The sequence below is a fragment of the Nocardioides sp. YIM 152315 genome, assembly GCF_029210375.1.
GTDB lineage: Bacteria > Actinomycetota > Actinomycetes > Propionibacteriales > Nocardioidaceae > Nocardioides.
This window is the reverse complement of the sequence record NZ_JARGER010000037.1, coordinates 153,273-165,967: the sequence shown is the minus strand read 5'-3', so window position 1 is coordinate 165,967 and position 12,695 is coordinate 153,273. Positions and strand designations below refer to the sequence as shown.

The 12,695-nt window shown below is 71.9% G+C and carries 12 protein-coding genes; 9 read left to right on the top strand and 3 right to left on the bottom strand.

Features of this window, described 5'->3' with window-relative positions; genetic code table 11:
- The first annotated feature begins 6 nt into the window (after window positions 1–6).
- Window positions 7–1,368: a GH1 family beta-glucosidase gene (locus PZ894_RS12355; protein WP_275745134.1), complete on the top strand. Its 1,362-nt coding sequence runs from the start codon at window positions 7–9 to the stop codon at window positions 1,366–1,368.
- A 70-nt stretch (window positions 1,369–1,438) separates the two neighbouring features.
- Here PZ894_RS12355 and PZ894_RS12350 read toward each other — a convergent pair whose 3' ends face one another.
- The gene (locus PZ894_RS12350; protein WP_275745133.1) at window positions 1,439–2,566 is read right to left on the bottom strand and encodes an aminotransferase class I/II-fold pyridoxal phosphate-dependent enzyme; all 1,128 of its coding nucleotides are present in this window, start codon (window positions 2,564–2,566) and stop codon (window positions 1,439–1,441) included.
- A gap of 23 nt (window positions 2,567–2,589) precedes the next feature.
- On the opposite strand from PZ894_RS12350, the gene PZ894_RS12345 reads away from it, so the two are divergent.
- On the top strand, window positions 2,590–3,951 hold the full coding sequence (locus PZ894_RS12345) for a CapA family protein (RefSeq protein WP_275745132.1): 1,362 nt from the start codon (window positions 2,590–2,592) through the stop codon (window positions 3,949–3,951).
- On the opposite strand, the gene PZ894_RS12340 is transcribed toward PZ894_RS12345, so the two are convergent.
- Window positions 3,926–4,879: a M28 family peptidase gene (locus PZ894_RS12340; protein WP_275745131.1), complete on the bottom strand. Its 954-nt coding sequence runs from the start codon at window positions 4,877–4,879 to the stop codon at window positions 3,926–3,928. The genes PZ894_RS12345 and PZ894_RS12340 overlap by 26 nt on opposite strands.
- Window positions 4,880–4,891: 12 nt before the next feature.
- Between PZ894_RS12340 and PZ894_RS12335 the strand changes: the two genes are divergently transcribed.
- Genes PZ894_RS12335 through PZ894_RS12320 form a run of 4 tightly spaced genes read left to right on the top strand, consistent with a single transcriptional unit; the run spans window position 4,892 to window position 7,841 of the window.
- Entirely contained in the window at window positions 4,892–5,347 is a 456-nt protein-coding gene (locus tag PZ894_RS12335) for a DUF4396 domain-containing protein (protein WP_275745130.1), read from the top strand.
- A gap of 21 nt (window positions 5,348–5,368) precedes the next feature.
- A complete protein-coding gene (locus tag PZ894_RS12330; protein ID WP_275745128.1) occupies window positions 5,369–6,250 on the top strand; it encodes an ABC transporter substrate-binding protein in 882 nt (293 codons plus the stop codon).
- Window positions 6,247–7,095 carry an amino acid ABC transporter permease gene (locus PZ894_RS12325; protein ID WP_275745127.1) on the top strand — a complete coding sequence of 283 codons (849 nt, stop codon included), beginning with the start codon at window positions 6,247–6,249 and terminating at the stop codon, window positions 7,093–7,095. The genes PZ894_RS12330 and PZ894_RS12325 overlap by 4 nt, the downstream gene beginning before the upstream one ends.
- Window positions 7,096–7,121: 26 nt before the next feature.
- Window positions 7,122–7,841, top strand: a complete 720-nt coding sequence (locus PZ894_RS12320; protein WP_275745126.1) for an amino acid ABC transporter ATP-binding protein — start codon at window positions 7,122–7,124, stop codon at window positions 7,839–7,841.
- Between the two features lie 139 nt (window positions 7,842–7,980).
- Here PZ894_RS12320 and PZ894_RS12315 read toward each other — a convergent pair whose 3' ends face one another.
- Window positions 7,981–8,943 (bottom strand): hypothetical protein, encoded by a 963-nt coding sequence (locus tag PZ894_RS12315; protein WP_275745125.1) that lies wholly within the window; start codon window positions 8,941–8,943, stop codon window positions 7,981–7,983.
- A gap of 249 nt (window positions 8,944–9,192) precedes the next feature.
- On the opposite strand from PZ894_RS12315, the gene PZ894_RS12310 reads away from it, so the two are divergent.
- From PZ894_RS12310 to PZ894_RS12300, 3 genes are all read left to right on the top strand, one after another.
- On the top strand, window positions 9,193–10,356 hold the full coding sequence (locus tag PZ894_RS12310; protein WP_275745124.1) for a CaiB/BaiF CoA-transferase family protein: 1,164 nt from the start codon (window positions 9,193–9,195) through the stop codon (window positions 10,354–10,356).
- 67 nt (window positions 10,357–10,423) lie between these two features.
- Entirely contained in the window at window positions 10,424–11,155 is a 732-nt protein-coding gene (locus PZ894_RS12305) for a glutamine amidotransferase (RefSeq protein WP_275745123.1), read from the top strand.
- Between the two features lie 24 nt (window positions 11,156–11,179).
- Complete coding sequence (locus PZ894_RS12300) at window positions 11,180–12,619, top strand: NAD(P)/FAD-dependent oxidoreductase (protein WP_275745122.1); 1,440 nt, start codon at window positions 11,180–11,182, stop codon at window positions 12,617–12,619.
- The last annotated feature ends 76 nt before the right edge of the window (window positions 12,620–12,695 follow it).

Sequence of the window (12,695 nt, the reverse complement as noted above, 5' to 3'; positions counted from 1 at the left end):
GTGCCCGTGCCAGACCCCCGCCCGAGCACGGACCTCCCCCAGCTCCCACCCGGCTTCCGGTTCGGCACCAGCACGGCGTCGTACCAGATCGAGGGCGCTGCCGCCGAGGACGGCAGGGGCCCCAGTATCTGGGACACGTTCTGCGCCGAGCCCGGCCGGATCCAGGACGGGTCGAGCGGGGCCGTCGCGTGCGACCACTACCACCGGTACGCCGAGGACGTCGCCCTGATGAGGCAGCTCGGGGTGGGCGGCTACCGGCTCTCGGTGTCGTGGCCGCGCATCCAGCCGACCGGCTCCGGGCCAACCAACGCCCAGGGCCTCGCGTTCTACGACAGGCTCGTCGACGAGCTGCTGGCGGCCGGCGTGCAGCCGATGGTCACGCTCTACCACTGGGACCTGCCGCAGGCGCTCGAGGACGACGGCGGGTGGCTCAACCGCGCGACCGTCGACAGGTTCGCCGAGTACGCCGCGATCGTCGGCGAGAGGTTCGCGGACCGCGTCGAGCACTGGATACCGGTCAACGAGCCCAACGTCGTGATGATGATGGGCTACGCGACCGGCATGCACGCCCCCGGCCGGACGCTGATGTTCGACTCGATGCCGGTGGCCCACCACCTGCTGCTCGGCCACGGCCGCGCCGCGATCGCACTGCGCGCGGCCGGCGCGACCAGCGTCGGCTGCGCCAACAACCATGCACCGATGTGGCCGGCGAGCGAGGACGAGGCCGACGTCGGCGCGACCAAGCTCTTCGACGCGCTCTGGAACGGCATGTTCATCGAGCCGATGCTGCTCGGCCGGTACCCGACGGACCTCGCGCCGCTCTTCGACGGCATCGTCCGCGACGGCGACCTCGCGGTGGTCCGCCAGCCGCTCGACTTCTACGGGGTGAACTACTACAACCCGTTCAAGATCGGCGCGGCCGCGGAGGACGCGGAGATGCCGTTCGAGTTCCGCGAGCTGCTCGGCTACCCGGTGACCGACTTCGGCTGGCCGGTGGTCCCCGACGCGCTGCGCGAGTGGCTGATCCTCCTGCGCGCCCGCTACCGCGCCGCGCTGCCGCCGATCTACATCACCGAGTCCGGCTGCGCCTACAACATGGGCCCCGACGAGCACGGCGTCGTCGACGACCAGCCCCGGATCGACTACCTCGACGCCCACCTGCGCGCCGTCGCCACCGCCGTCCAGCGCGGTGTCGACGTCCGCGGCTACTACACGTGGTCGCTCATGGACAACTTCGAGTGGGCCGAGGGCCTCAAGCAGCGCTTCGGGCTGGTGCACATCGACTACGAGACCCAGAGGCGCACGCCCAAGCGGTCGTTCCAGTGGTACGCCGACGTGATCGCCGCGCAGACGAGGTCGGCCGGCTGAGCCGGCACCTCTCAGGCAATCCTCTCGCTTCTGGGGTGTTGCATTGCCCCAGAAGCGAGGGAATACCCGGTCAACCGGGTGTTCCGACCGCGGCGGCCAGCCCGTCGACGACCTGCTCCAGCCGGTCGGGGCTGGTGGCGATGTTGACCCGGACGTGCCCGTCGAGGCCGGGCTGGTAGTCGTGGCCCGGGGCGACCCGCACCCCGTGGGCGAGCGCGGCGGCGGCCGGGTCGGCGACGCCGTGGTCGCGCAGGTCGAGCCAGGCGAGGTACGTCGCGCGGAGCGGGCGCATCCGCGCCTTCGGCAGCCGATCAGCGACCAGGTCGACCAGCAGCCCGCGCTGCGTCGAGAGCCGGCCGCGCAGCGCGTCGAGCCAGTCGTCGCAGTCGCGCCACGCGACCGTGCCCGCGACGACGCCGAGGGCAGACCAGGTGTTCTGCGCGGGGATCGGCACCGCCGCCAGCCGCTCACGGTCGGCCGGTTCGGGGAGCACGAGCTGCGCGCCGTGGGTCGCCGGCATGTTGAACGTCTTCGACGCGCTGGTGACCACGATCGCGCGGTCGTCGACGGTGAGGTACGGCGTGAACATCGTCGCGCCGTCCAGCACCAGCGGGGCGTGGATCTCGTCGGAGATCACGCGGGCGTCGTACTCCCGCGCCAGCGCGGCGAGCGCCGCCAGCTCCTCGCGCGACGGCACGTGCCCGAGCGGGTTGTGCGGGTTGCACAGCAGCAGGGTGCGCGCCCCGGCCGCGAACGAGCGGGAGACGGCCGCCAGGTCGAGCCGGGTGTCGTCGCTGTCGGGATCGAGCGGCACCGGCACCAGCTCGCGCCCGGTGACGGCGACGACGTCGCGGAACGGCGGGTAGCACGGCATCGGCACCACGACGGGCCCCGGCGGGCAGAGCACCTCGAGGGCGATCCGGATGCCGCTCATCACGCCACCGGTCGGCATCGACGCCTCGGGCCCCACCTCCCAGCCCCAGTGCCGCGCGGCGAAGCCGGAGAAGGCGGCACCGAGGTCGTCGCCGTGCGGCGGATAGCCCAGCGCGCCGCGGCGTACGGCGTCGACGAGTGCCTCGGTGATCGGCTCGGCCTGCCGGTAGTCCATCTCCGCCACCCAGGCCGGGACCACTCCCGGGGTCTCCCACTTCAGCGGCAGCGCGGCGCGGGCCTCGTCGTCGGTGAGATCTCGGATCACTCAGGCAACCTACCCTTGTCCTCATGAGGCTCCTGGTGGGGTGCGTGCTGGTGCTCGCGCTCGCGGGCTGCACCGACGACGCCGAGCCCGAGCCGGTCGACCGGGCGATCACCGAGGTGCCCTCGTCGTCGCCCTCCGACAGCGTGGCGCCCTCCACCCGTCCCCTGGTGCTCGCGGTCAACGCGCGGCGGCCGGCGCTCGCCCTGACGCTCGAGCAGGCCCGCCGGCTGCGGCGCGGCGCGATCGACGACTGGCGGCGGCTCGGCCAGCCCGCCGGGCCCTTGCGCACCACCGAGCGGACCGTCGGGCTGCGACACCTGCCGATGGACACGGTCGCCGTCGTCTCATCCGCCGCGGTCGGTCCCGCCGTACGGGTGGCCACCGTCGACGGGGTCGACCCGCTGCGCGACCCCGCGGCGTACCCGCTCCAGGTCGCCGGACCGACGCCGGCGGAGGTGACCACGCTGACCGTCGTCGGCGACGTCATGCTCGGCCGCGGCGTCACCGGGCTGCCGGTGCTGGAGCCGATGTCGGGACGCCTGGCCGACGCCGAGCTCACCGTCGGCAACCTGGAGAGCACGCTCTCCGACGACGGCCCGCCGAGGCAGGGCGGCGACTCGTTCCACGCGCCGCCGTCGGTGCGTGGCGAGCTGCGCGACGCCGGGTTCGACGCGATCGACCTGGCCAACAACCACACCGGCGACTACGGCGACCGCGCACTCGTCGACACCGTCCGGCTGCTGCGCGAGGGCGACCTGCCGACGTTCGGCGCGGGCCGCGACCTCGCCCGGGCGCGGAAGCCCGTGGTGCTGGAGCGCGACGGCGTCCGCTTCGGCTTCCTCGGGTTCAACGCGATCGGCGAGACCCCCGAGGCGGGACCCGGGCGGCCGGGTGCCGTGTCGGTGAGCATGCCGCCGCGCACCGGCCCGCTCGACCGGGCCGAGCTCGACCGGTTCCTGGGCGACGTACGACGGCTGTCGCGGCGGGTCGACGTCGTCGTGGTGCTGCCGCACTGGGGGACCCAGTACACCCACCGGCCCGAGCCGATCCAGCACCGGGTCGCGCGACAGCTGGCGGGGGCCGGCGCCGACCTCGTCGTCGGCGGCCACCCGCACTGGGTGCAGGGAGCCGAGCTGGTGCGCGGACCGGTCGACGACACCCTCGTCGTGCACTCGCTCGGCAACTTCACCTTCGACATGACGACCCCGCAGACCCGTGAGGGGCTGGTGCTGGAGGCGACGTTCTGGGGTGGGCGGCTGATGGCGGCCAACTTCGTGCCCTACCGGATGGACGCCGACCTCGCGCCGCGGCCGGTCCCGCGGGAGAAGGCGGGAAGCATCCTCGACCCGTTCTGGGAGCTCAGCTCGCTCGCAGCGCCGCGCTGACCCAGGCCGTGAGCAGCCGGCCGACCCGACGCAGCTGCGCCGGGTCGACGACCGCGGGCGCGTCCGCGGCCGAGTGGTAGCCGGCGTACGGCGTGCTGCCGATCCGCGCCGCGACGAATCCGGCGTCCGCGAACGACTCGTGGTCGCTCGCCGAGTCCGTCTCGACGACGGTGGGGATGCCCTCCCGCTCGGCCACCCGGGCCAGCCGGTCGCGCAGCGCGCTCGGCGTGCCCTCGACCGACGACAGCGGGACGACGCTCCCGACGCCGACCCGGTCGAGGGAGACCATGGCGCGCAGCTGCCGGCCGACGGCGGGCGCCAGCGCGGCGACGTACCTCTTCGAGCCGAAGTGGTGGAGCTCGCCCGGTCCGCGCGGCTCCTCGCCGCCGAACGCCACGAGCACCACCTGGCCGGTGCCGCCCAGGACCCGGGCCAGCTCCAGCAGCACGGCCACGCCCGACGCGTTGTCCTCGGCGCCCGGAGCGACGGCGACGGTGTCGAGGTGCGCGCCGACCAGCGCGTACGGCGCGACCGGGTCGAAGTCTCGAGGCGTGGCGATCACGTTGCTCGACCGACCGGCGCGGACCGGCACCCCCCACGAGTCACCGGCCGGGAGCGGGAACGACTGGCGTCGCACGGCGTACCCCTGCGCCGCGAGGCCGTCCGCGACCCAGGCTGCCGCCTCGCGGAAGGCCGGCCCGGTCGCGAGCCGCGGCCCGATCCTCCCGGCCAGGTGGCGCACGGTGCGCATCGCCCGGGTCGCGTCGAAGCGGGCGGGCGGCGCCGGGGTCGCGGTCCCGGAGGGCGGCGCAGTCGTGGGGGCGGTCGTGGGCGCCGGGGTGGTCGACACGGGTTGTCGGGGCTCGACCGGGTCCCCGGAGCAGCCGCCGAGGACCACGACGGCGAGCACGATCGCGACGACCCGCATAGCCTCGATCGTATGGACTCCTCGTGGCGGATGGCGGTGACGGCGACGCGGCACTGCCTGACCGGCTGCGCGATCGGCGAGGTGCTGGGCATGGTGCTGGCCACCTGGTGGGGCTGGCACAACACCGGGAGCATCGCGTTGTCGATCGTGCTCGCGTTCTTCTTCGGCTACCTCCTGACCTTCACGGGGCAGCGGCGTGCCGGTGTCGACGTACGCGCCGCGATCCGGGTGGCCCTGGCCGCCGACACCGTCTCGATCCTCGTGATGGAGATCGTCGACAACGGCTTCATGCTGGCCGTGCCGGGCGCGCTCGACGCCGGACTCGCCGACGCACTGTTCTGGGGTTCGCTCGTGGTGGCGCTCGCGGTCGCCTTCGTCGTCACCGTGCCGGTGAACCACTGGATGATCGGGCGTGGCCGCGGTCACGCCGTGGTCCACCAGATGCACGATGCCCAGCACCACCACTGACTCCGGCTCTACGCTTCCTCCATGCGTGTACGTCGATCCCTGGCCGTCGCGGCCGTCGTCCCCTTCGTCCTTGCCGCCGCCGCGTGCGCGCCCGAGTCCGACGGCGAGTCGTCGACGGCTGTCGAGGCGACCGACTCGAGCAACGCCGACGCCTGCGCCACCGACTCGCTGCCGCTGAAGACGGCCGGACAGCTCACGGTGGGCACCGACTCCCCGGCGTACGAGCCGTGGTTCGTGGACAACGACCCGAGCAACGGCGAGGGCTTCGAGGCGGCGGTCGCCTACGCCGTGGCGGGAGAGCTCGGCTTCGGCGAGGACCAGGTGACGTGGGTCAAGGTCCCGTTCAACAAGTCCTACGCGCCCGGGCCGAAGGACTTCGACTTCGACATCAACCAGATCTCGATCACCCCCGAGCGGGCGGAGGTCGTCGACTTCTCCGACGGCTACTACTCCGCCGCGCAGGCCGTGATCGCGCTCACGGGCACCGCCGGGGCCGAGGCCGCCAGCCTCGCCGACCTCAAGGGCCTGCGCCTCGGCGCCCAGACGGGCACGACCTCGCTGACCGCGATCCGCGACGTGATCCGGCCGGAGACGGACCCCGCCGTCTTCGAGGACACCAACGCCGCCAAGAACGCGCTGCAGAACGACCAGGTCGACGCGATCCTCGCCGACCTTCCCACGGCGTTCTACATCTCCGCGGTGGAGATCCCGAAGAGCGCGATCGTCGGGCAGTTCCAGCCGGACACCGGTGAGCAGGAGGAGTTCGGCATGCTCTTCGAGAAGGGCAGCGGGCTGGTCGCGTGCGTCAACGACGCGCTCGCGGCCCTGCGCGAGGACGGCACCCTCGACCAGATCGAGAAGCAGTGGCTCTCCGACGTGGTGAACGTCCCCGAGCTCCAGTGAGCGACTGGTCTCCCAGCCAGCACGAGCTCGACCGTCGGCGGGTGCGGAGCCGGCTCCGCACCCGTTCGGCGGCGATCGCGACGGCGATGACCGTCGGGGTGTTCGTCGCGATCGGCTTCGCCGTCACGCAGTCGCCCGGCTGGGAGACGGTCAAGGAGAACTTCCTCAGCTGGCCCGACGCGAAGGCGTCCTTCCCCGACATCCGGGACGCCATCTGGCTCAACATCAAGATGTTCCTGATCGCCGAGGCGTTCATCCTGGTCATCGCGATGCTGATCGCGATGGCGCGGGTCAGTCGCTCCCCGTGGCTGATGCCGCTGCGCGTGACCGCGGTCGTCTACACCGACGTCGTGCGTGGCATCCCCACGATCCTGCTGGTCTACCTCTTCGCGTTCGGGATGCCCGCGCTGCAGCTGCAGGGCCTCTCCAACAGCCCCTTCTTCTGGGCGACGGCGGCGCTGATCGTCTCCTACAGCGCGTACGTCGCCGAGGTGTTCCGCTCCGGCATCGAGTCGGTGCACCCCTCGCAGTGGTCGAGTGCGCAGGCCCTGGGGCTCTCCCGCGGTCAGGCGCTGCGGCACGTGATCGTCCCGCAGGCGGTGCGCCGCGTCGTACCCCCGCTGCTCAACGACTTCGTGTCCCTGCAGAAGGACACTGCGCTCGCGTCGGCGGCCGGTGTCTTCGAGGCGGTCGCCACCGCCCGCGACTACACGCTCTACAACTTCAACTTCACGCCGTACCTCGTGGTCGCCGGGTTCTTCATCGCGATGACCGTGCCGCTGGCGCGGCTGTGTGACTGGCTGACCGCGCGGATGCGGCGGCGCGAGCTGGCGGGTGCGCTGTGAGCGGTCAGACGGCGAGCCTCCTGTCGGTGTCCGGGCTGCGGAAGTCGTACGGCGATCGCGTCGTGCTCGACGACGTCTCGCTGACCGTGGAGCCCCACGACGTGATCTGCCTGATCGGGTCGTCGGGCTCGGGCAAGTCGACGCTGCTGCGCTGCCTGAACCTGCTCGAGGAGATCGACGACGGCATCATCGCCTTCGAGAGCCGCGAGATCTCCGACCCGCGGGTCGACCCGCGCGCGGTGCGGTCGCGGATCGGCATGGTGTTCCAGGCCTACAACCTCTTCCCGCACCTGACCGTCCTCGACAACTGCACGCTGGCGCCGCGCCGGGTGCACGGCGTCTCCCGGGCGGAGGCGGAGTCGCGCGCGCTGTCGTTGCTCGAGCGGTTCGGGCTGGCGGAGCACGCCGCCAAGCACCCCGACCAGATGTCGGGCGGGCAGCAGCAGCGCGCCGCGCTCGTCCGCGCGCTGTGCACCTCGCCCACGCTGCTGCTTCTCGACGAGATCACCGCCGCCCTCGACCCCGAGCTCGTTGGCGAGGTGCTGTCGATCGTGAGGGCCGAGGCCGAGGCCGGCATGACCATGGTGATCGCGACCCACGAGATGGCCTTCGCCCGCGACGTCGCCACGTCGGTCTGCTTCCTCGACCGCGGCCGGATCCTCGAGCAGGGACCGCCGTCGCAGATCTTCAGCTCGCCGACCGAGGAGCGGACCCGGCAGTTCCTGCGGCGAGTGCTGCCGACCTGAGCCGGGTGGCGGTGGGCTGGACGGCCGGCGGTGGGTATGGCTCGGTTCGTGGTGTCCGGCATCGAGCCGGATCCACCGCCGGGGGGCCGAGCCAGGTCGGCGGTGGATATGGCTCGGTTTGCGGTGCCTGAAACGGTGCCTAACCCACCGCCGGCCGGCGTTCCCGATCCTTGCGGGGACCGACGGCCACGGAGACGGACCGGAACAGCAACTGCCACCGGACGCCGAACCCGGGGGGCGGGCCATCGTACCCGCCCCTGAGCAGAGCGCGATAGACCATGCCCACCATGATTCGCGGTTGGCGGATCCGCTCCTTGGTCACTTGGACGTAGCGGTGCTCGGAGTCACGGATCAGGCCGTAGCGGTCGATGTCGGCGTTGTAGACGGCGCGGTCCTCCTGGTGCTGACTGCCTTCGTACTCCACCACGGTCGACCATCGGCGGTACACGACGTCGCTGATCACCTCGACGTCCTCACCCACGTCGACGGCGACGTTGATCTCGGGCCGAGGCAGGCCGGCGAAGGTGAGGATCGCGCGCATCTCGCTCTCCATGAGCGACCGGGACCGCCCGTCGAGGTGGTCGAGGATCCAGATCGCCTCGTCGGCGCCGTCGCGCCAGAGGCAGGAGAGCGCGAAGGTGCGGATGCTCTCGATGGTCGCGTTGTTGCTGCGGAGCAGCCAGTCACCGACCTTGATCGCATCGATGACGCGGGCGCGAGAGCAGTAGGAGACGTACGCCGCCTCGACCGTCACGCCGACATGGTCGGTCGGCGGCAGCCGCTTGGTGCGATGGAGGAAGACGTTCTCGAACGCGAGGTGCAGCTCGCCCTCGATGACCAACCTGACCGGGAGTCGCGGTCCGTAGTCGAGCCCGAGCGCCTGAAGTCGACTGATGCCGGTGAGCTGGGCGGTGTCCGGAAGGGCCAGGCGCGCTGCGGTGACCCAGTCGTCGGTGGTCATCTCGTGGTCGGCGGATCGGAACACCCGAGGGTAGATGCGGACGAACCGTCGTCCTTCGAGCATCTTCTTCGTCACGCCGAGGGCCAGTGCCTCGGAGCGGGTGAAGGGTCGGGACGGCAGGGAGTCGGGCATCGGCCTCATGGCGTCAGTGCACCGGCGATCGCCCCGCTGCCCGAGGGCGAGCAACGCCATCGGTGGATGGTCCGGTCGCAACCCCGCCTGTGGATGGAGGGTGGCTCCTATGACAGCAGGCGGCGGTGGGTACGGCTCGGTTTGAAGCCCTGCAAACCGAGCCGTACCCACCGCCGCCCGAGGGAAGACACCCACCGCCACCCGCGTCCGCCTCGCACCAACCCCAACCGTGACAGCACTTCTGTCATGATGCGAGGCATGGCGGAGACATACGAGCTGGGACAGGGCACCGGGCCGCTCAAGGGCGTGAAGGTCGTCGAGATCGCCGGGATCGGGCCGGGCCCGCACGCGTGCATGATCCTGGCCGACCTCGGGGCCGACGTGATCCGTGTGGAGCGGCCGGGCGGCCAGGCGCTGGCGGGCGGGGGCAGCCACATGCTGATCAACCGCGGCCGCCCGAGCGTCGCGCTCGACCTCAAGACCCCGGACGCGATCAGCACGGTCAAGCGCCTGGTCGAGGACGCCGACGTCGTCGTCGAGGGCATGCGGCCCGGCGTCATGGAGCGCCTCGGGCTCGGCCCCGACGACCTGCGGGCCCTCAACGAGAGGCTCGTCTACGCGCGGATGACCGGGTGGGGCCAGCACGGTCCGCTCGCCCAGGCGGCCGGCCACGACATGAACTACATCGCCATCACCGGCACGCTCTTCGGCCTGGGCCAGGACAAGGAGCGACCGCACTTCCCGACCAACCTGGTCGGCGACTTCGGCGGCGGGTCGACGTACCTCGTCATCGGCGTCCTCGCCGCCCTCCTCGAGGCGAAGGTCAGCGGCAAGGGCCAGGTCGTCGACGCGGCGATCGTCGACGGCACCGCCCACCTCAACGCGATGACCGCGGCGTTCCTCGCGTCGGGCGGCTACCGGGAGGAGCGCGCGGCCAACCTGCTCGACGGCGGCGTGGCCTACTACGACGTCTACGAGACCGCCGACGGCCGGCACATGTCGGTCGGCGCCCTGGAGCCGCAGTTCTACGACGCGTTCGTGGAGCTGCTCGGCATCGTGGACTCCGCGCCGGACCGCTACGACCCGGGCAACAACGACAAGCTCAGGGCCCTGATCGCCGACGCGTTCCTGCAGAGGACACAACGCGAGTGGATCGAGGTCTTCGAGGGCACCGACGCCTGCGTCGCCGGGATCATCCCGATCACCGAGGCGTTCGAGCACCCCCACCTCAAGGCGCGGGGCACGTTCGTCGAGAAGGACGGCCACGTCCAGCCCGCACCCGCGCCGCGCTTCTCGCGCACCGAGGCGACCATCGGTCGGGTCGCCGAGAGCGCCGGCGACAGCACCCGCGCCGCCCTGGCCGCGTGGGGCATCGACGACGTCGACGCACTCATCGAGAGCGGAGCAGCCGTGCAGGCATGACCACCTCACGACCTCGCGGGCTTCCCCCGCTTCGCTCCTCCGGTCCACGATTGCGCGGAGACGCCGGATGAAGCCCTTCCTGTTCATCGGCACCCGCGCCGAGGACGCCGCGGCGGACAGCGAGTACGCCGCGGTGCTCCGCTGCTCGGGGCTCGACGAGCGCGACGTACGCCGAGTCCGGCTCGAGCGCGACGCGCTCGGACCCGTCGAGCTCGGCGACTGGTCGGGCGTGATCCTCGGCGGTGGCCCGTTCAACGTCAGCGACCCCGAGGAGTCCAAGAGCGCCGCGCAGCGCCGAGCCGAGGGCGAGCTGCACGAGCTGGCGGTCCGGGCGGTCGAGGTCGACTTCCCGTTCCTCGGTGCGTGCTACGGCGTCGGCGTCCTGGGGACCCTGCGCAACGGCATCGTCGACCGCACGTACGCCGAGCCGATCTCGTCGCGCCTGATCACGCTCACCGCCGAGGGTCGCGCCGATCCGCTGCTGGGCACGATGCCGCCGGCGTTCGACGCCTTCCTCGGGCACAAGGAGGCGGTCCGGCGGCTGCCCGACGGCGCGGTCCTGCTGGCGTCGAGCGCGGACTGCCCGGTGCACGCCTTCCGCATCGGGCAGCACGTCTATGCGACGCAGTTCCACCCCGAGCTCGACATCGACGGGCTGGTGCTGCGCATCGACACCTACCGGCACCACGGCTACTTCGATCCTCCCGAGGCCGACGCCCTCATGGCGATGGCGCGGTCGAGCCACGTCGAGCACCCGCCCCGGATGCTGGCGAGGTTCGTCGAGCTCTTCTCTTGTTGACAGATATTCAGTAGGGTGACCGCCATGACCGAGCACGTCGACGTCCTCATCGTGGGTGCCGGGCTCTCCGGCATCGGCGCCGCCTGTCGCCTGCGCACGGAGCACCCCGGCCGCAGCGTGGCCGTCCTCGAGGCGCGCGAGGCGAGCGGCGGCACCTGGGACCTCTTCCGCTACCCGGGCATCCGCTCCGACTCCGACATGTTCACCTTCGGCTTCCGCTGGCGGCCCTGGGTCGGCGCCCGCGCCCTCGCCGACGGCCCGTCGATCCTGCGCTACCTGCGCGCCGTCGCCGAGGAGTACGGCGTCGACCGGCTGATCCGCTACCGCCACCGCGTCGTCGCCGCGAGCTGGGACACCGCGACCGCCCGCTGGACCGTCGAGATCGACCGCGACGGCGAGACACACACCATGACGACCGACTTCCTGTGGGGGTGCGGCGGCTACTACGACTACGACAAGGGGTTCGCGCCCGACTTCCCGGGTCTCGACCGCTTCGGCGGCACGGTGGTGCACCCCCAGCACTGGCCCGAGGACCTCGACTACGCCGGCAAGCGGGTCGTCGTCATCGGCTCCGGCGCCACGGCGGTGACGCTCGTGCCGGCGATGGCCGAGGCCGGCGCCGGCCACGTGACGATGCTGCAGCGGTCCCCGACGTACGTCCTCTCGCTGCCCGGCGACGACCCGGTCGCCAAGCGGTTGAGCCGGCTGCCGGCGAAGATCTCCTACCCGATCGTCCGGTGGAAGGCGATCCTCGTCGCCACCCTCTTCTTCCAGGCCGCGCGCCGCTGGCCCGACAAGGTGCGCGGCATGATCCGCAAGCAGGCGATCCGCCAGCTGCCGCGCGAGGTCGACGTCGACACGCACTTCAAGCCCGCCTACAACCCGTGGGACCAGCGGCTCTGCTTCGTCCCCGATGGTGATCTCTTCAAGACGCTCCGCAGCGGGAGGGCGTCGGTCGTCACCGACCACGTCGACACGTTCACCGAGAGCGGCATCCGGCTCCGCTCGGGCGAGGAGCTCGACGCCGACGTCGTCGTCAGCGCGACCGGCCTCACGCTCAAGGCGATGGGCGGGGTCGAGCTGACGGTCGACGGCACCCCGGTGAAGATGCACGAGACGATGACCTACCGCGCCCTGATGCTCAGCGACGTGCCCAACTTCGCCTTCACGATCGGCTACACCAACGCGTCCTGGACCCTCAAGGCCGACCTGGTCGCCGACTTCGTCTGCCGGCTGCTCACCCACATGGACCGCACCGGCGTACGCCGGGTCGTGGCGCCCCGCGACCCGTCGGTCGGCACCGAGCGGCTGATCGACTTCAGCTCCGGCTACATCCTGCGGGCGCTGGACGCGCTGCCGCAGCAGGGCGACCGGGAGCCGTGGAAGCTGCGACAGAACTACCTGCGCGACGTCCGCGCCATCAACCACCGGCCCGTCGACGACGGGGTGCTGCAGTTCACGTAGGCCGCGATGCGGGGTTGCGCCGCTCGGCGCCGTAGGCTGTGCCGCGCAGCCCGTTCCGTCTTGCCTCGGGCGCCAC